Here is a 19732-nt window from a genome sequence, read left to right on the forward strand (position 1 = left end):
TCTCCCGGCTGAATTAAATGCTCTGTAATGTCAAAAAATTTAAGTATGAACATTTAACTGAACAAATTTATGAAAAAAAAACGATTTCGTATTTGGGGAGGTTATCAACAAACTACCCTGACAAAACTATTAAGAACTATGAAGATAACGGCGATTATTCTTCTCTGTACGACGCTCAACTTGTTTGCGAAAGGCAGTTTTTCGCAAACTGAACGCATTTCTTTGGATTTAAATCGGTGTTCCTTAGAGAATGTGTTAAAAAATATTGAGGAATCAAGCAAGTTTTATTTTCTATTTAACAACGAATTGATCGATGTCAATCGTTCGGTTTCAATTAATGTAAAAGACCGAAGAATTGACGAGATATTGGATCGGATATTCGCAGGAACCAACATTGTTTACCGAATTATCGACAGGCAAATTGTCCTCACAACCCAATCGGATGAAATACAAAGAACAAACTCATCACTTGCCCCTGGCAAGAAGATGATCCGGGGAAAAGTCCTCGATTCGCAGGGAGTCCCGCTTCCCGGGGCAACCGTGCTTATTGTGGGAACAACCAACGGGGGCATTACCGATGCATCGGGTTATTACACTCTGGAAGCAAGTGAAGGGGATATTCTAAGGTTCTCATTTATTGGCTACAAAGAGCAGGACGTGCTGGTTGGCGCAAAAACGGCTATTGATATAATCCTTCAGGAAGACATTACAACCCTTAATGAAGCGATTGTGGTGGGGATGGGAAAACAGCGCAAAGCAAGTGTGATAGGTTCAATTTCTACTATTTCGATGAACGACATAAAAATACCTTCCCGTTCGTTGACCAATGCCCTGTCGGGACGCATGGCCGGCGCCGTGGTGGTACAGCGTAGCGGTGAACCGGGAAACGACAATGCCAGTTTCTGGATCCGCGGGATATCAACTTTTAGTCCGAACAGTACCCCGCTTATCTTGGTCGATGGGGTTGAACGAAGCATGACCGACATATCGGTTGAAGAAATAGAATCAATTTCTATTTTAAAAGATGCATCGGCAACGGCAGTGTACGGGGTTCGGGCAGCAAACGGGGTCGTAATTGTAACCACGCGTAAGGGGATTGCACAAAAACCAACGGTCGAATTAAAGATGGAATACGGTATGTCGGACCTGCCAATGATGCCGAAATATCTGGACGGGCCAAACTATGCCCTGCTCTACAACGAGGCATTAGGCCGAAACAACTACTCTGCTGACTATATCGATAAAACCCGTTCAGGAGCAGACCCTTATCTTTATCCGAATGTCAATTGGTTCGACGAAACATTCAAAAAATACGGAAGCAATGCACAAACGACCATCAACGTAAGAGGTGGGGGTGAAGTAGCCCGTTATTTTGTTTCGTTCGGCTACCTTGACGAAAAAGGGAACCTGAAAAACAGTCCGGATACTGATTACGATTCAAACATCAATCTGAAACGATATAATTTCCGGTCGAACGTGGACGTAACTTTAAATAAATCATTGATTCTGGATATTGAGGTTGGCGGACATCTGACCGACCTTCATACCCCCGGAATAGGTGGGCCAATTTATAGTAACACCTACTCTCCTGCCGAAACATTATTCTATTATGCCAATCTGGCAACTCCTCTTTCAAACCCGGTACACGTTCCTATCGGAAAAGATTTGAATGGAAACGAAATATATGGTTGGGGAGCGCCAACACAAATTGGTGAAATGAACCCGGCAGAACGCTTGATGGGATCAGGTTATAATACGACTTTCCAAAACCTGATAACAAGCCAGTTGACCATTACACAAGATTTGGATAAAATTCTCAAAGGACTCCAGCTTAAAGCTTCGTATTCATTTGATGCTTATAGCGAAACCGAAATACAACGTCGTAAATTTTCGTCAACGTACGGGGTACAAGGCCGTGATGCCACAACAGGGGAGGTTCTGTTTAAGGAAATTCAAACCGGTACAGAATTTCTTGGCTATTCAAAAAATTTAGTTTCCAACCGGGCCAAAGAGTTTAAAACTCAATTCATATACGATCACGTTTTTGGCACAAAAAACAGGGTGGGATCGATGTTGATGTATTACCAACGCGACTACATCAACGGGAACGCAGGAACATCTATTGCAGCCTTGCCTTATCGGAAACAAGGGCTTGCTTACAGGGCAACGTACGCGTACGATGACCGCTATATGGCCGAGTTTAATATCGGGTATAACGGTTCAGAAAATTTTCCCAAAGGCGACCGTTTTGGGTTCTTCCCCGCAGGGGCGATGGGCTGGTTGATTTCAAATGAACCATTCTGGGAGCCGTTAAGAGACAAAATTAACCTGGTAAAACTAAAAGGTTCGATGGGTTTGGTTGGTGCCGAAGTGCTTCCGAACGGAGAACGTTACGGCTACCTTTCAATTTATGGCAGCGGCCTCGGGGGGTATTTGTTCGGGCCAAACGGAACCAGCTATTCGGGGACCGGCGAAAACAGAATTGGTGTTTCAAACCTGACCTGGGAGAAAGGATTCAAAAAGAATATTGGTATTGAAATGAAAATGTTCGACAATGCTTTTTCAATTGAGGCTGACTATTTTCATGAACGCCGAACCGACATTTTGGTACAACGGCAATCAATTCCTGCTTTTGTGGGGATGATATCGTCGCCATTTGCCAATATGGGAGAAATGATTAACCGTGGTTTTGATGGGACCGTCGAACTCTCGAAACGCTTTCAGGACGGAGGAATTAAATTATATGGGAACATGACCTATTCGCGCGATAAAATCATTGAAAAGGATGAACCGGAAAAAGAAGAAGCATACCGGATGCAAACGGGTCAGAAATTTGGGCAACAGTTTGGACTGGTAGCTCTTGGATATTTCACCAGCGATGAAGACATTGCAAACAGTCCGGTGCAAAAATTTGGCGAGTACCGCCCGGGGGATGTAAAATACAAAGACATTAATGGCGATGGGCAAATTACCATCAACGATCAGGTGCCGATTGGCTACTCAAATATTCCTGAAATTGTTTATGGTTTTGGAGTTCAGATTGACTACAAAGGATTTGACCTGGGATTATTTTTCCGTGGACAGGCGCGTGTTTCTTATGCGCTGGGCGGATCATACATTCCGTTTAATCAAGGGGTAGGTAAAGGAAACCTGTTTGAAGAAGCGCTCGATCGCTGGACGATCGAAAACCCTGATCAGAATGCACAATACCCACGTTTATACAACGGGACATCATCCAATAACTGGCAGGCTTCAACCAAAAACATATACAACGGCAGCTTCCTTCGCCTGGCTGATGTTGAATTCGGTAAAACTCTAGGTAAGAGTGGGCTTGAGAAAATACACATAAAAGGATTACGCCTGTATATCCATATCAATAATGCAGCAGTATTCTCAAAATGGAAGATGTGGGATCCTGAAACAGGAGATAATGATGGAGGAAAATATCCTTTACAGCGCAAAATGAATTTTGGTATCAGGGCTAACTTTTAAATCGACACAAAAATGAAAAAGAAACTATTCTATATTGCTTTGTTCCTATTTACTTCTTTTGTAATCAGCAGTTGTGAATATCTGGACAAAGAACCCGATGACATGAAGACCGACGCGATGATCTGGTCATCGCGGGTTGAGACAGAAAAATACCTCTACAATGTGTATTCACAAATACCGGCGGCAAACTGGCATCAAGATGATCCCTGGCTGGGATGTTCCGATGAAATTGACCTGACCTGGAATGTTTATAATACGTATAACATAAACCTTGGAAACTGGAACCCGTCCACCAATTTCTATGTAAAATGGCCAAATTATTACAGGGCTATCCGCGCATCTTTCATATTCGAAGCGAATGTTGATAAATGCCCGCAATTAAGCGATGACCTGAAAATTCAATACAAAGCGGAAGCTAAATTTTTAAGAGGCTTTTACTACTGGTACATTATTCGCCAATACGGGCCAGCCATTTTAATTGACCATGCAACACAAGTTGACGAAGACTGGAATTCGTTTGCAAGGGCTCCGATGGACAAATGTGTTGACTACATCTGCCAAATGATGGATGAAGCCGAAAAGGACCTTCCTTTAAGCTGGGACGATAATAAAGTCTGGCTTGGGAAACCTACCAAGCTTGCCTGTCGGGCAATTAAGTCTGAAGCTTTGCTTTTTGCTGCCAGTCCTCAATGGAACGGGAATGCCGAATATTCAATATTTAAAAATGATGACGGTACCCAACTTGTAAATACCACTTACGATGAAAACAAATGGAAAAAAGCTGCTGCTGCAAGTAAATCGATTATTGACATTGCCGATCAGGCTGGCGTGAAATTGTACAAGAACCATGAAAATGGCGACGGGGCAAGTTTCAACCCATATAAATCGGTACGCGATGCACTCCTGAAAAACTGGAACTGCGAAGTGATCTTTGGGCGTGCTGCTTTTGATCAGAATGCATGGCAGGTACACACATCGCCTGGTCCAAATAACCTGGGAGGCGTTGGCCCGACACAACGTATTGTTGATGCTTTTTACATGAAAAATGGCCGGGCCATCGAAGACCCGCAATCGGGCTACGTTGAAGAAGGTTTTTCAACCACACCCGGCGAATTCTGGAACACGAAAGGTTTAAATATAACGACCGACCGGTTGAAAATGATTGCCGACATCCGTAGTGGCGACGCCTGGGGACATTGGGCAGGCGACTGGAATATGTATGCCAACCGCGAACCGCGCTTTTATGCCAGCATCCTGTATAATAAGCGGGTTATCCCTCAAATATCAGATGATGTAGCCAAACGGGACTATTATTCATCAGCAGGACAGAAAAACGGATACGGACGGGTAGAATTATACTACGGCGGCGTTTCCCGCTCATCGGGGGCGTACACCTTTTTCCCCCGTACCGGTTATTTGGCGCTCAAACATGTCGATCCGCAAAGCAACATGCGCGACCGCGTTTATGGCGACATACATTGCGAAATATTTATACGCTATTCGAAAATTCTTTTAAACTACATCGAAAGTTTGAACGAATACGACCCAAACCATGCCGATATTGCCATTTATTGGGACATGATCCGCGAACGGGCAGGCATCCCTGGAATCTTCACTGTTTATCCTGAGATTAAAGGCAACAAAGAAAAACAACGCGAATTTATCCTTCGTGAACGCCAGATTGAACTGTGTTTTGAAACCGACCGCTACTTCACTACCCGCAGAAGGTGGTTAGCCGAAACGCCCGACAGCGGCAACACCGACCGGAAGTTTGGCGAAGGTGGCCGTATGTGGGGAATGGATATCAATGCAGGTTCAACAACAACCAACAACTTTGCCTTCACCGGGTTTTACAAACGTACTGCCTTCGAAACCCGTGTTTTTGAAAAGAAGATGTACCTGTTCCCGATTCCCCAGTCGGAAATTGAAAAAGGAAAAGCGCTGGTGCAAAATCCATGGTGGTAATTCGAATACGAACACTAAAAATTTACACAAATGAAAAAAAACATATTCACGATATTTTGTTGCTTTAATTTCAATTCTGCTCTTTTCGTCTTGCGAAAAAGGCATCGACATGATTGAAACCGAAAGCATTGTTTACATACCAAATGCCGGGCTTTCAGCCCAGACGGTATTGCTTGGCGAGTCCATTTTTGAACTTGGCGTTTACAAAGCAGGAATCAACCAGAAAGAAGGCGATATCACCGTAACCTTACAAGTCGATACAGAAGCCTTTGCTGAGTTTCAGGAGACCAACCCTGGATACGAGATGCTGCCGGAATCGTATTATTCGATCGAATCGGCCATTGTTGTAATTGCTAAAGGGCAAGAACGGGAAACCTGTAAAATACACTTGAAAGGAATTAGTGAAACTTTTGTCAATAAAAAATACATTCTGCCGATCAGCATCAAAAGTATTTCTCCTTCTGTAACTATTCTGGAAGAAAACAAAACGGCCTTGCTGTATTTTTCGAAATACAGAAATGCCTACGAATGCCTTTATAAAGCGCTGGGGCAAGTGGCCCCTTCAGGCGACGAAGATAACAGCACGGAAATAGACGAAGTGCTGGAGGCTACAACGGTATCGGCCAATAGCATAAAAATTAAAGGAGTTGAAAACAATCAGTATTTAATTTTGACTGTTTTGGCCGACGAAGTAAAAATTAGTGGCGCTGCCGGTTCAGAAGCCTTCAATGTGAAAAACACAGAAGGAAAGACCAGTACGTATACCGGTGCTTTCGAGCCTGTTTACCAAAGGAACAAGGGTTTTTTCGTTTTGTATTACACTTACACGAAAAACGGACAGGAAATGAATGCTGAAGTAAAACTTAATTTCTGGCTTTAACCGAAGCCGGAAATTAACGACAAGAATTCAATCAGATTTTCTGACAAAATTTAAAAAAAAACAGTTATGAATAAATATGTATCAGTCATTATAAGCTTCATGCTACTGGCCGGATATTCCTGCAAAGAATCTTCCGAAATGGAAATACAACGGGCAGTTGCAAACTCCATTTATGCCACATTTGAAGATGGGTCCGGCTTTTTCAACCCGGAAGAATCTTCACCCTATAGCGAAACCATAAAATTTGTTTTTACGACACATTTCCCGGCTGAATCGAATAATTTAATCGATATTACGAGGATGAGGTTAAAAGCATATTCCCCGGTATCGGTTATTCTTCCTTCCGGTTCAGCAGATGTAATCGACCTGACCAAAGAAACCGAAATTACAATTGTTGCAGCCGATGGTACCATGAGCAAACACCTTATTGTTGGTGAAATTCGCAAAAGCCCGGTAGCCCAGATTCTCAGTTTTGAATTGCCTGGCGTAAATCTTTCCGGTTTTGTGCTGGAGGACAAAAAAATGGTGGGGCTCGTTTCTGGAGGTGTTGATATTTCCAACCAGAAACCAAAGCTAACGTTGTCTCCTCATACAACGATTTCTCCTGATACGGCTCTTGTTCAGGATTTTAGGAATCCGGTAACATACACTGTTACAGCCGAAAACGGCACTCAGGTAGTTTATACGGTTAAAGCGATTACTCCTGAAAAGGTTGCATCAGGAATTCGCTCAGGAAGCGCCCGTTTGCTTTGGAGTAAAAACCTGGCCGAAATGGGAATCAATAATACTGACCACATGAGCACTTCGATTGCTATATCACAAGGGAATCTGGTGGTCAATACGCGTAATGTGCCCAATAAATATTTCGATCGTTTTACTGGTGAGTATATTGGTGAAATGACAATGGGCGACATCGTTAATGCCAACCTCAAGAATTTCTTTAGCACCAACGACGATAAAGGAAATATTTTGATTTGTAACCTGACAACTGTTGTAGGACAAGATTTTGTCATTTACAAATGGAAAGGAGTTGATGATACAGCGCCGATTAAGTTAGCACAGTGGAAAACGGACATTACCGGAGGGCAGGTAGGACGGAAAATGTCGGTAAAAGGCGATCTGGACGGAGATGCTGTAGTTTATGTGGGAGCCAGCAATCGGACAATACTATTTTACGCTGGCAAGTTGTCGGAGGAGTTATCAAATCGGAAATTCCTGAAAAAATTGTTTATCCCGGTGCTAAAAAATGGGATTTGTATGCCGACATTGTTCCGATGGGAGCAATTACTTCAGATAAAGTTGTTATTTCCAGCTATCCGGCTGATTTTGTTTGCACTGATCTGACTACCGGCGAAATATTGGGACAAGTAAACACTTCCGGATCAGGGTATGTATACAACCACAGTATTGATATAACCGCATTTAATGGAGTACCATATCTGGCTGCAATCAATGTGGTAAATAATCTCAGTGGAAATGCCTTCTTATATGATATTACAAATCCTGCATTGCTGGCAACTTTGCCCGGCAGCTCCGAGTATTCAAAAGTATGTGTGCTAAAAACAGCAACAATTATTACAAACAGCAATGGCAACTCAACCGGCGATGTGTTGTTGCGCGTATCTGACGACGGATATAAAATGATCATGTATGCAATGCTTACTAATGGAAGCATCCTGGCGTACGAGTTCGATTGTATCGATATAGATAAGCTTTAGTTTCTGAACTCACAGAAGGGTGGGTTCAATTCAGTTTTCTTTGTCATGAGGCTGTCTGAATAGGTCAATTCAGTATAGCTTCATGACACAGAAACAGAGATTTGTTTTAGTGAGGAACAACAACCCTCATTCTAACCAGTATAAATCAACCTTATAACTTTTATTTTCATGTTTAATCCAATTAAAATAGCATCCCGGTTATTCATTGGTTTTTTTATCCTTATATCGTTGAAATCCTTTGCACAGGTAAATATTTACGACCAATTGTGGAGTAATCCGCAAGTAAATGAACGCATTGAAAAGAACATTGAAGCGTACCGTAAAGGAGATGCAGTAATTGAAATCGTTGACAAAAAGGGTAACCCTGTACCAAATGTAAAAGTGACCATACAACAATTATCGCATGAATTTTTGTTCGGATGCAACCTTTTTGCATTGGGGCAACTCAAAACACCCGAACTCAACCACAAATACGAAGCTTCATTTATAAATCTGTTTAATTCGGCAACCGTACCGTTTTATTGGGGAAACCTTGAACCGGAAGAAGGAAAAGTCAGGTTTAAAGAAGGGTCGTCAAATGTCTGGCGCCGTCCTCCTCCCGATCAGCTGGTGAGGTGGTGCAAAGAACACGATATCCAACCGAAAGGACACGCGTTGATGTATGCAAAAAACATGTTTATGCCCGATTGGACCGAACGGAACAATCCAGAAGTCTTTCTTCACCAGGGACATAAACATATGGCCGGAATTGCCAAGCGCTATGGCGATACCTTCCCAATATGGGACGTCGCCAACGAAGAAATTCCACGAATCCGTCATCTCGACCAGTGGCATAAAGTACCTGACGATTATTTGGAATGGTGCTTTCGCGAAGCAGAAAGCTTATTTCCGAAAAGCGTGAAAATGCTTTATAATGACGGAACAGAAGAAGTTCATAAGAACGTCGAAGAATACACTGCGCTGTTTAGCAGATTGCTAAAGCAAAATATTAAAGTCGATGGAATGGGGATACAATTCCACATTTACAACCGCCCGGCGATGCTCGAAGGAAAATTATACCCTCCCGGCGAGTTGTTTGCCGTTTATGAACAACTCAGTCCTATGAATTTACCGCTGTATATTACCGAAATAACTGTTCCCGGAAAAGGTGAAGACGGGGCGGCCCTTCAGGGGAAAATTGTTAGAAACCTGTACCGTTTATGGTTTAGCACTCCGAATATGGCCGGAATTACCTGGTGGAATTTGGGCGATGGAACTGCATTCGAAGAAGAAAACAAAGCCATGGGTGGCTTGCTCGACGAGGAAATGAACCCGAAACCGGCTTATCAGGCGTTGGATAAGCTAATTAACAATGAATGGAAAACCAATGAAGAAATTTACACTAATCCAGCCGGAAAAGTTAGTTTCCGGGGATTTCATGGGAAATACCGGGTCCGGGTTTTTGCAAATGGTACAAGCAAGGAATTTTTATTTGACTTGAAAAGTGGGAAGAAAATAAATCAGGCTATGTTTCGGTTCAAATAATTCTATCTTAAAAAGGCTTTTGGAATTTTCTGAATCTGAAATACAAAACCAATCATTTTTTACTGGGACGGCACCCTTCAAAATGCACTTAATCATCGCATAAAACCATTTTTCCAGTAACAAATTGTATTTTTAGGCTGATTAGAAATGCAACAAAATTCAAAAATTAAAATCCATGAAAAACCAAATTTCATTTTTATCGATGATTTTATTGGCAGCTTTGATTTTGGTTGGCTGCGCTGAAAAACAAAATGTATTAACCCTGCAGGAGGCTCAGGACGGTTGGCAACTCCTGTTCGACGGAGAAACTCTTGATGGCTGGAGAGATTACAACGGTACCGGAGTTACCGGATGGAGTGTCGAAGAAGCTTGCTTAGTAGCTGCCGGAACCGGCGCCGATCATACCGGCTACATCATCACCGAAAAACAGTTCGACAATTTTGAACTGGTCTGGGATTGGAAAATTGCACCCGAAGGAAACAGCGGGCTGATGTATCATGTCGTTGAAAACAAAAAATTTGAAACCCCATATCTCACTGGTCCCGAGTACCAATTGCTCGACGATGCAGGCTTTCCTCATAAAGTGGAAGACTGGCAGCTTACAGGCGCCGACTACGCTATGTACGTAGCCGATACTACCAAAAAGAAACTGAACCCCGTGGGCGAATGGAACACTTCCCGCATTGTTTTCGACAACGGGCATGTAGAACACTGGCTGAACGGCGAAAAAATTGTAGCGTTTGAAGCCTGGAATGAAGAGTGGTTCGCCCTGAAAAACAGTGGTAAATGGACCATGGCCCCGGAATACGGATTGTCGGAAATTGGACACATCAGCTTGCAGGACCACGGTAGTAAAGTCTGGTTCCGGAACATGAAAATAAAAGAACTTCCAAAGAAAGAAAAAGCTGCGGAGTCGCTTTTTAACGGTGTAGACCTGAGTGGCTGGATTGCCTACGGAACTGAAAAATGGTACGTGGAAGACAGCCTGTTGGTATGCGAAAGCGGTCCCGACAAAGGTTACGGTTATCTGGGTACAGAAAAGTATTACAAAGACTTCGACCTGTCGGTTGACTTCAACCAAATTTCAAACGGGAACAGCGGCATCTTCTTCCGTTCAACGGTTGATGGCACCAAAGTTTCGGGCTGGCAGGTTGAAGTGGCCCCTAAAGGTCATGATTCGGGTGGTATTTACGAATCGTACGGACGCGGCTGGCTGAACCAGATTCCCGACGAAAAAGAAGAAATACTGAAGCCCGGCGAATGGAATACCATGCGTATTCGAGTCGTTGGCCCCGAAGTGACAACCTGGCTCAACGGGGAAGAAATGACCCAGCTGAACGATTCACTGATCGGCAGCGCCAACGGGCGTATCGCCCTTCAGATTCACGATGGAGGCGGGATAAAAGTTCAATGGAAAAATCTGATTATTAAACCTTTATAAGAGATATGAAAAGATTGATTTACAGCATTGCCAGCCTGATTCTGGCAATGCTTTTTTCACTCAACCTTTCGGCCAAACCCAATAAGGCAGAAAGAGCGGGATGGAAGCTGGGGATACAAACCTATACCTTCCATAAATTCAGTTTTCAGGAAGCCATAGACAAGGCACAGGAACTGGGATTACGTTACGCGGAGGTCTATTACGGACAGCCCCTCGGAAAAGACTTTGAAGGAAAAATGGATTTCCGGATGGACCCGATGACACGTAAAAAAGTGCTTGCTTATGCAAAGTCAAAAGGGGTAAAAATTATTGCCAGCGGCGTGGTTGTCTGCAAAGATGAGGATGAATGGAACGACCTCTTTTCATTTGCTTCGGACATGGGCATTGAAATGATTACCTGCGAGCCCAAATACGAACACCTGAAATATGTAGACGCGCTGGCCAATCAATATAAGATTGACGTGGCCATCCACAACCACCCGAAACCTTCGTTGTACTGGGAACCCCAATTGTTTCTGGATGCGGTGGACGGGCTCAGCAACCGCGTTGGCGCCTGTGCTGATATAGGTCATTGGAAACGAATGGGGATCAACCCAGTTGACGCTCTAAAAATGTATGAAGGCCGTTTAAAGTCCCTTCACTTTAAAGACATCAAAGAAAAGGTGGAAGGGGAAAAGGAACAACACGATGTAATTTGGGGAACCGGGGTGTGTGATATTGAATCCGTTTTGAAAGAGTTGAAAAGACAAAAATTCAAAGGACTTTTCTCTATTGAATATGAATATAATTGGGAAAATTCAGTTCCGGAAATCAAACAATGCATCGATTATTTTCACAAAACGACCATACAAATTATTAATTAACTCAAAACAACTCTGTAAAGTTCATCAGAAGGACGGAACTGCCTGCTTTTGAGCTGGTGGGGAAGTATATCAACGAGAGTTACTGCCTGGTTCTCAGGGCAGGTGATCAGGCAATTGGAGGTTATATCTCTCCATATGTCGATCAATACGTTTATAAATAACATAAAGTGAAATTGACTGGCAAAATGGAGCGAAGCTGATCCTTTGCCCGAATGGTTCTCATTATTTCCTGTTTACTGCGGGCAGGTATTTCTCATGCAAAAAAATAAACAACCAAAATTATATATGTATCTCATAGTCATAAATATAAATAAAAATAAAAAACATGAAGGCTCGATTTTTTTTCTTACTGGTTTTAGTAGTCGTCGCGTTGAATAGCAACCTGGCGTGCAACGAAGGAACAAACATTCCTGATCCCAACAAATTTATACCTGCAACCAAACCAAACAATCAGTCAGTGAACCCAATATCCGATTTGGTGCTGATTTACGATGGAGGTTTGCACCGGAACCCTTGGACGATTGAGCGAATGCGCCCGTATGTCTATCGTGAAAAAGAAGGCAAAATTGAATTTTTGTTTGACGGGTTCTTATTTCTCGAGATTTTCGACAGCAAAAAGAATGTTGAATATTACCCGGGATATAAAAAAAATCCGGCTCCAAAGGCCGACTGGCTTTCCTTGCTGGATACCTATTTTGACGATCAGAAAAGTTTAAGCGCCTTGGAAACAATTTTGTCTGAACTTGCACAAGCAGGGGAAAAGCCGGTTCGAAAACGGAAAGTCGTTATTAGTGTGCCAACACCGATAAATAAATTTACCGGTTGGGGCAGCATCGACGGAAAAGCTCTTGATTTTAATAATCTTGATGATCAGGTTGGCGCAGAAAAATGGTTCATTGATGAAGCGATGAAACGCTGGAATGCAAAAAAATACAAGCATATTGAGCTGGTCGGCTTCTATTGGGTGGATGAAGATGCCGGTAATTATGAAAATGCCATTAAGCTCACCAAAAATTACGTACAGTCGATAGGAAAAAAATTTTATTGGATTCCTTATTGGAAATCAACCGGAAGTGATAAATGGAGAGAATTAGGATTCGACTATGCGTATATGCAGCCCAATTATTTTTTCAACACCACTATTCCGTATAGCCGACTAACTGACGCCTGTGCCTTTGGTGAAAAATATGGACTTGGTATGGAAATGGAATTTGACTACAGGGTTTCCCAGGCTGATTTTAAAATCCGTTTCGACAATTATGTGAAAGCGTTTACCGAGAACAATGTTTGGAAACTCCGTCCTGTGGCTTATTACGAGGGAGGCGGGGCCTGGGAGGGAATGGCAACCAGCACTAATCCTGAACTAATAGAAATGCATAAAACGCTCGGAGACATCATTGTGGAAAGACAGAAAGAAGCAGACAAACGCTTAAAAAAATGAATCGTAAATAACTAAAATTTAAAACGATGAATAGACATCTGAATAGTGTTAGTAGGATGTAATTGGAATGGATATGAGAAATTTTTTATTCTGCTTCTTTTCGCCTTTTGCTCGACAGAAATCGTTGCACAGAAGACAGTACGGCTTGACGACCTTAATCTTGAATATATGGACGCTTTTGGACCAAGCCAGTCCAAAAAATCATATAGCGGCAAACCATTGCGTGTAGCTGGTAAAACCTACGGACGAGGCATTGGCACTCATGCCGAAAGCCGGTTTCTTTTGAAGATTGACAGAAAGGCATCGCGGTTTACCGCTTTGGTTGGGCTTGATGATCATGCATCGGCGAACCTACAGGACAGATTTCCGGGAGGATTGATACCTCCGGAACGTACTATGTGAAATTTATGGCCATCAATGAAATAGGGTCTGCTTCGCTGGATTTTCGGATTGAAGCAGGAGATTAAATTTGCCTGACCCCTCCACTGGGGTGGAATAGCTGGAATTGCTGGGGTGGAGAAGTTGACGCTCAGAAAGTGAAGGATGCCGCTTTTTATATGAAAGAAAAGTTGGCTGGTCACGGCTGGACCTATATCAATGGTTAGAAGCCGATAAATCGGTATTCGATTAATAAAATAGGTTTTTCTCAGGCTCCGTCTTGTTCATATTATGGAAACAACAGGATATAGGCGTTTTTAAAAACAAGTATAAAACAGAGGTGCCTTATCACGGTGTTTCTTTTGTGAAAATAATTCCATGTAAGAAGTAAAAGAATCTCTTCTGAAAAAAAATATTTGACTAATGAAGCATCTTTTGTCAACCATTGCGTTCCTTGTTCTGTTTCTTTTTGCATCAACCAACAGTGTTACCATTTTTGTGAATGAGAAAAAAATGACCGGAAATTTTGAACGGGATGCCCAACTGGTTGACCTGGTTATAACTAATTTCATCCGTGGATATGATTATTCGCTGTCAGGAAAGAATTTGCTCAGGGAAACGGTTCGTTACGCTGTAACTCCCGACCGGCGAATAGATGTGCATGTAAGCATCGAAGCGCTGGAAGATCTCCGGATACAACGTTATTACGGATTGCAAAGCCAGAATTTTGCCATCTTCGACTCGGTAAAATATGTTGCCGGGCAACGGATAATCAACACTGAAGTTGTTGGTGCAAACAGTCGTTGCCGGTTAAACGACGGAGTAAATACAATTATCCTTTGCTCCCGTGATAATCAGCGCCAGTTAAAACTGGAGTTAAACACCCGCGAGGGACTGGGAACTTTTGATTATTTAGGCGCCGGCTTGCCCAAAGTATTCTCGGCCAGTTACCGTAAATCATATTTCAACCTGGTAAGCGGCAAGGAACTAAAGATGAAAAGGGGAGAGCAAGTTTACTGGAAAGGTTCGTATTTTTTTGATGAGTGATGCAAAAAGAAACTGTTTTAAAAGTCTAAAAATAAGGAAAAGAGTCACCTTTCCCTTGTTTTGGATTGTCACTCATTCAATCGGTTTTATTTTGAATAAAAGATCGGATTGTGCCGGTCTGATTAAAACAGATGCACAAATACCTCCTGACCTTTTTTTATGTCCGATACTCCCACGGGGACTTCCATGAATGCGTTGGCATCGGCCAGCGCGTTCAGGTGTGCTGATCCGTGGAATCTGATGTATTCAACCTGGTTGTCTTCCGAAAGCTTCACCGGCACGAAGCCAAATCTCACGGCCTTTTCGCGGTGAAAATCCCGGCTAAGTATTCCTTTAATGCGCGTTGGTTTGTATAAACCTCCCATAAATGCGCAGATGAATGGTTTTACAAAAAGTTCGAACTGGATGAATGATGATACCGGATTGCCTGAAAGTCCGAAACAATATTTTTTATCTTTTTTGCTGAAAGTCATCGGGTTGCCGGGTTGTATGCCTGTTCTTTCAACCAACAGCTCAAAACCTTGATTTTTTAATAGCGAAGAGACAAAATCATAATCGCCGACAGAGGCCCCGCCGGTGATGAGGACCAGGTCGTTTTCGGCCAGGCTTCTCTCAAAACAGCTTGAAATTTGTTCGAAATCATCGGAAATAATCCCGTAATAGTTGCATGGGATTCCCATGAGTTGAAGTTGAGCTATCAATAGAGCGGAATTGCTGTTGCGAATCTGCCCGGGAAGCGGCTTTTCCCCCGGTTCAACCAGCTCGGTGCCTGTTGCAATAATTCCGGTTACAGGCGCTTTGGAAACAGTGGTTTCGGTATAACCGGCGCTTGCCAGAATCCCGATATGCGCCGGAGAAATTGTCACTCCTTTTCGAATCAGGATATCCCCGCTTCGGTAATCCTCAGCCTGATAACAAATATTTTCCTTTGTTTTCGGATTGTTGCAGGTGATACGATTTTCTGCAAGTAAGCGGGCATTCTCAACCATAAAGACGCAGTTAGCTCCCGGTGGCACCGTGGCGCCGGTCATAATTTTTGAACACTGGTTTGGGCCAATCGTTTTGGAAGGCAGTTTACCGGCCTGGACCACTTCAATTAAGTCCATTTCATTCTCCAGGTCTTCTTTTCGGCAAGCATACCCGTCAACGGCCGATTTGTTGAACGGGGGCATATCCAAATCAGCAACGATATCTTCCTGCAATACCTTATTTAACGAACCTGGCAGGTTTATCCGCTCAGTTGTTCCGCCGGAAATGCTGTTTTCGATGCGCTGTTTTACTTCTTCAAAATGGGTCATTCTGATTTGATTTAGGGTCATAATAAATGTGATTGTTCTGAAAATGAATTTGGCTCACATCAAGGGCCGGAGTTCGATCACTAAAGTTTACGACCACCGGATGATAAGCGAACATCGGCTGTTTATTTTCGGGTACGTTATTTCCGCAGACCAGGATAAACAGGCCGGGTTTGATTCGTTTGTGCAGTGCTCCTGACTCGCATACAACCGGACAATCCATTATTTCGGACGACAATACATTCAACGCTTCGCGAAGATCGTTTTCTTTTGCCTGTATGTAGAATGCCTTTTTCGCGCCTGCCGTCAACATTCTCGAACTATCTTTGCCTGTGTGCAGTTTTTCTTCAATGATGTGGTAGTTTCCGGTTTTTGCAATCACCTTCTGTCCGTCTTCTACCGGATGAAAATGGGCCGAAATTTTTATCGCTGTGACATCTGCCGATATCGACAAATGCCTGATGATTTCACAAGCCAGCATGGTCTTGCCAACATTCCGGCCGGTACCCGCAATCAGCAATATGTTTGGATAATGTTTCACTATCGGATGTTTAGAGGTGCAACCTTAGTTTGTTGAGGCGATACCTGCCAGATCGTTCGGCGTATTCAAATTGTTCAGTAAATTGTTATCGTTTAAAACGATGTATTTTGTGTTGACCAGTTTTAACAGATTTTGCATTTTATAATTTCCCTGATTGATTTGCCGGATAAGTGTTGGATGAATTTCTTTTGAATAATAAGCGGTCAAAGGTTCAATATTTCCGTTTTTCTGAACAGGCACTACGGCATCGTGAAGAGAATTGTGACTGAGAATATTTTTGAACAAATCAGCGCTTAAAAAAGGGGCGTCGCAGGGAGCAATAAGGTTTATTCGGGTTTGAGAAAAACGGAGACAGGCTTCAAGTCCGGCCAGCGGCCCTATTCCCGGGAAATTGTCTGAAACAACCGGATATCCGAAATCCCGGTATACCGGATTGTTGGCGCTGATCAGAATGTGTTGGCAGATTTCCCTCATGACAGCAATGCTGTATTCGATCAGCTTTTTCCCGTTGAGCGAAATCAATGCTTTGTCGGTACCCATGCGGCTGCTTTGTCCTCCGGCCAGTATGATTCCGGTTATTCTGTTCATTTTCTTGATTTTAACAGTAGTGATTAAACAATATTCCCATTTTTGCTTCTCCTTCATGAATGATTGTCGATGGAATAAAGCATATAAAAACCGTGAAAGATTATTTTGTTGATCTCTTCCATGTATTCGTTTACCGCTTTCAAACTCCCCGGAATCGCAAACACAAGTGTTTTGGATTTGGTTCCGGCTATGGCCCTGCTGATTAGCGCGTTTGGTTTTTCTGCTCCGTATTTCATCCGGATCAGATCCATAATTCCGGGAATTTCTTTGTCGAGCAAAGGTCTGATGGTTTCAGGGGCAATATCTCTGGAGCCTATTCCGGTGCTGCCCGTTGTGACAATGATATCGTATTCGTTTTCAAAAGCGCTTTTTATCGTTTTCGAGACCAGCTCGGGTTCATCAGGCAGAATTGCTGTTTCAATTTTGCTTTTTCGATCGTTTGCGTCCATCAGTGACCTGATTTTCTGTACGGCCATTGGTCCGCCGGTGTCTTCGGATAGTCCGGAATAGCAGCGGTCGCTCAGGGTGATGACCAATATCTTGAATTCTTTGGGTTGAAAGCGTAATTCATCCCCTTGCCGGAGTTCTCCTCCTTTTATAATCCGGCAAGAGATCCCTTCGGGTGGTGAGGTATTGTTCTCTGTTTCCCTCACCAGGATACAATCAGTTTCGGGATTGATTGAACCGACTCGGGTGACCTCGAGTTGAATCGTCCCGCAAACAAATTGATCCAACAGACGGACGTTTGTCTGCTTCAATCCGTGCAGCCCAATTATTACGGTAAATTTTCCCCGGCCAATAAGCTCCCTGGCTCCTTCCGAAAATGTTCCCGCATTTCCCTGTTTCGGTGTTTTTGGCAGGTGGTACCGGTTTCCGGTACCGGAATCATTTAGAACTCCGTTGTTTTTCCATACAACGCTGCCAACCGGAGTTTTGAACAATTCCTTCTTTGTCGATAGATTGAGTGATGCTATTTTCATATGCTCTAACTTTTAATTGGCCGGATATCGATTTATGCGAAGTGATTTTAGGTGATTCGCGATTTGGTTTCCGGCAGCGGATTAAAGATCTTTTTTGGTCTTTTTATGAAGCCGGACCGACTCAATGATCATCTGTTTATCCACGGCCTTGCACATATCATACACGGTAAGCAAGGCCACCGATACGGCTGTAAGGGCTTCCATTTCTACCCCGGTCTGGCCGTTGCAACTCACACGTGCGGTTATTTTTACCCCATCACTTTCGATTTCGGGTTTTACTTCAATGTTTGACAAGATCAGGGAGTGGCACAGGGGGATCAGGTCATAGGTTTTTTTGGCTGCCTGTATCCCTGCAATTTGCGCTACGGTTAGTACATCTCCTTTTTTCGTGAGGTTTTCTTTAATCCGGCGGATGGTTTCGGTATTCAGCCTGATTTTACCGGAGGCAACAGCAGTGCGTTCCTGCACTGGTTTATGTCCGACATTTACCATGTTTGCTTTTCCATCGTTGTCGATATGGGTAAGTTTCTTATTCATCGGGAAAAACTTGTTTTATGAGTAACATTGTCAAATTACGAATAGTTTTATACTGGCCACCAGAAGTACTCCGGCAAGAATATATTTCAGGCTTGACAGGTTTAGCTTAAAACTGCCTGCGAGTGATCCGGCTATACCGCCAAATACAGCAACAGACACCCAGGTAAGCAGTTCTGTGCTGAAAACCGGTTCCGGGCTGCTTAGTCCCAACAAACCTGACGCTGAGTTCAGAAAAATAAATACCGACGAAACTGCTGCTGTTTCTTTCAGATCTGCCCATCTGAACAAAATCAGAAGGGGGCTGAGAATAATTCCGCCTCCAATGCCGATAAGTCCGGAAATAAAACCGAGTACGACCCCGGCAAACAAACCTGCAGGAAAAGGAACTTTTTTGTTTTGAACGGGCGATTCAGCCGGCATGAGCAGCATCCTTCCAGTGCCGGTTATCAGGCATATGCCAAGAAGATACTTGTAAATCGTCTGATCAATTGTTATCCCGGCGCCCCAGTAAGCCATGGGGATAGAAGTACTAATGAAAGGGAATAACAGTTCCCAACGTAAATGTCCTCCTTTATAGAAGGAAAGAAATGCGGTAAAAGAAACAAAAAGATTGAGCGTGAGGGCCGATGATCTCATCAGGGAAGCTTCCATCCCGAAAAGCGCCATCAGCGCGAGGTATCCGCTCGCCCCTCCATGCCCCACCGATGCATAAAGGAACGAAATGACCAATAACATCAACAAAAACAGGAGTTCCATAATCCAATAAAATAGATGTTTCCCGTGACAGGTTGCCGGCATATCAACCGGCATGTTGTTGAATTGCTTAACAACTTCAAAAATTCGTAACGAAGTTGAAAATTTACTATTTGACTGCTATCCATGTTGTGTTTAGAGCATTTTGTTAATATAAACTTAACTTTCAGATCTTTTTGTATGATTTTTCTTCCTGTCAAATATATCAGTATAAAACAGGTGGTCGCGATCATCCGATCATCAATCTGATTTTATGGCATTTGACTGTCGTCAGTGGGCCGGTTAAAAT

15 protein-coding genes and 1 pseudogene are annotated in these 19732 nt (G+C 43.2%); 10 read left to right on the forward strand and 6 right to left on the reverse strand.

The features are described from left to right. Positions 1-69: 69 nt before the first annotated feature. From AC6H3C_RS11135 to AC6H3C_RS11180, 10 genes and pseudogenes are all read left to right on the forward strand, one after another. Positions 70-3492 (forward strand): TonB-dependent receptor, encoded by a 3423-nt coding sequence (locus AC6H3C_RS11135; protein ID WP_497520842.1) that lies wholly within the window; start codon positions 70-72, stop codon positions 3490-3492. A gap of 12 nt (positions 3493-3504) precedes the next feature. After that, positions 3505-5457, forward strand: coding sequence for a RagB/SusD family nutrient uptake outer membrane protein (locus AC6H3C_RS11140; protein WP_497520843.1), 1953 nt, complete (start codon positions 3505-3507; stop codon positions 5455-5457). Positions 5458-5566: 109 nt separating this feature from the next. After that, on the forward strand, positions 5567-6337 hold the full coding sequence (locus AC6H3C_RS11145; protein WP_497520844.1) for a DUF1735 domain-containing protein: 771 nt from the start codon (positions 5567-5569) through the stop codon (positions 6335-6337). A 99-nt stretch (positions 6338-6436) separates the two neighbouring features. Then, positions 6437-8055: pseudogene (locus tag AC6H3C_RS11150) on the forward strand (DUF5018 family protein). 168 nt (positions 8056-8223) lie between these two features. Then, positions 8224-9579 (forward strand): endo-1,4-beta-xylanase, encoded by a 1356-nt coding sequence (locus AC6H3C_RS11155; RefSeq protein WP_497520845.1) that lies wholly within the window; start codon positions 8224-8226, stop codon positions 9577-9579. A 175-nt stretch (positions 9580-9754) separates the two neighbouring features. Beyond that, positions 9755-11020 carry a 3-keto-disaccharide hydrolase gene (locus tag AC6H3C_RS11160; protein WP_497520846.1) on the forward strand — a complete coding sequence of 422 codons (1266 nt, stop codon included), beginning with the start codon at positions 9755-9757 and terminating at the stop codon, positions 11018-11020. Positions 11021-11025: 5 nt separating this feature from the next. Next, positions 11026-11883, forward strand: coding sequence for a sugar phosphate isomerase/epimerase family protein (locus tag AC6H3C_RS11165; protein WP_497520847.1), 858 nt, complete (start codon positions 11026-11028; stop codon positions 11881-11883). Positions 11884-12208: 325 nt separating this feature from the next. Next, on the forward strand, positions 12209-13324 hold the full coding sequence (locus AC6H3C_RS11170) for a DUF4855 domain-containing protein (protein ID WP_497520848.1): 1116 nt from the start codon (positions 12209-12211) through the stop codon (positions 13322-13324). A gap of 45 nt (positions 13325-13369) precedes the next feature. Next, positions 13370-13726 carry an NPCBM/NEW2 domain-containing protein gene (locus AC6H3C_RS11175; protein ID WP_497520850.1) on the forward strand — a complete coding sequence of 119 codons (357 nt, stop codon included), beginning with the start codon at positions 13370-13372 and terminating at the stop codon, positions 13724-13726. Positions 13727-14125: 399 nt separating this feature from the next. Then, a complete protein-coding gene (locus AC6H3C_RS11180) occupies positions 14126-14749 on the forward strand; it encodes a hypothetical protein (protein WP_497520852.1) in 624 nt (207 codons plus the stop codon). 122 nt (positions 14750-14871) lie between these two features. Here the strand turns inward: AC6H3C_RS11180 and AC6H3C_RS11185 are convergent, their stop codons facing one another. The 6 genes from AC6H3C_RS11185 to AC6H3C_RS11210 all read right to left on the reverse strand — a co-directional run bounded on the left by AC6H3C_RS11185 (position 14872) and on the right by AC6H3C_RS11210 (position 19446). Next, positions 14872-16047, reverse strand: a complete 1176-nt coding sequence (locus AC6H3C_RS11185; protein WP_497520854.1) for a molybdopterin molybdotransferase MoeA — start codon at positions 16045-16047, stop codon at positions 14872-14874. Further along, positions 16034-16585 (reverse strand): hypothetical protein, encoded by a 552-nt coding sequence (locus AC6H3C_RS11190; protein WP_497520856.1) that lies wholly within the window; start codon positions 16583-16585, stop codon positions 16034-16036. The genes AC6H3C_RS11185 and AC6H3C_RS11190 overlap by 14 nt, the downstream gene beginning before the upstream one ends. A gap of 24 nt (positions 16586-16609) precedes the next feature. Continuing rightward, positions 16610-17173, reverse strand: coding sequence for a molybdenum cofactor guanylyltransferase (gene mobA, locus AC6H3C_RS11195; protein WP_497520857.1), 564 nt, complete (start codon positions 17171-17173; stop codon positions 16610-16612). Between the two features lie 53 nt (positions 17174-17226). Then, positions 17227-18153 carry a molybdenum cofactor synthesis domain-containing protein gene (locus tag AC6H3C_RS11200; protein ID WP_497520859.1) on the reverse strand — a complete coding sequence of 309 codons (927 nt, stop codon included), beginning with the start codon at positions 18151-18153 and terminating at the stop codon, positions 17227-17229. A gap of 81 nt (positions 18154-18234) precedes the next feature. Continuing rightward, positions 18235-18690: a cyclic pyranopterin monophosphate synthase MoaC gene (gene moaC, locus AC6H3C_RS11205; RefSeq protein ID WP_497520861.1), complete on the reverse strand. Its 456-nt coding sequence runs from the start codon at positions 18688-18690 to the stop codon at positions 18235-18237. Positions 18691-18720: 30 nt separating this feature from the next. After that, complete coding sequence (locus AC6H3C_RS11210) at positions 18721-19446, reverse strand: sulfite exporter TauE/SafE family protein (RefSeq protein ID WP_497520863.1); 726 nt, start codon at positions 19444-19446, stop codon at positions 18721-18723. Positions 19447-19732 lie beyond the last annotated feature (286 nt).

This window comes from Gaoshiqia sp. US2 (assembly GCF_059705485.1).